The following is a 255-nucleotide window of genomic DNA, read 5'->3' on the forward strand; positions in this document are numbered from 1 at the left end:
CAAGGACACCAAGACAGGCACCGAGCTGTGATGGGGAAAGAAGAAATCGGAAGCATCAGGACGAATCCATGGTGAAGTCTCCAACGCAAAACATTCCGTCGGGCGCCCTCGGGCCGTGGCTGGCTCTTATCGGCGCGGGCATCTTGTTTTCGACCCAGTAGGCTAGCGTTATCACCGGCGGCAATCTCTCGCGGATCCAGCAGCACGTGATGGTGGTCGGCGTGATCGCCATCGGCCCGACGCTGATCATCCGGA

The 255-nt window shown here is 59.6% G+C and carries 1 protein-coding gene; it reads right to left on the reverse strand.

What is annotated here, in order from left to right:
- Positions 1-55: 55 nt before the first annotated feature.
- Positions 56-255 (reverse strand): hypothetical protein (locus tag ACCD11_RS28440; protein WP_413316481.1); only part of this gene is annotated, 200 nt, incomplete at its 5' end.

It is taken from the genome of Variovorax sp. Varisp36 (assembly GCF_047304235.1).
Taxonomy (GTDB): domain Bacteria; phylum Pseudomonadota; class Gammaproteobacteria; order Burkholderiales; family Burkholderiaceae_C; genus Variovorax.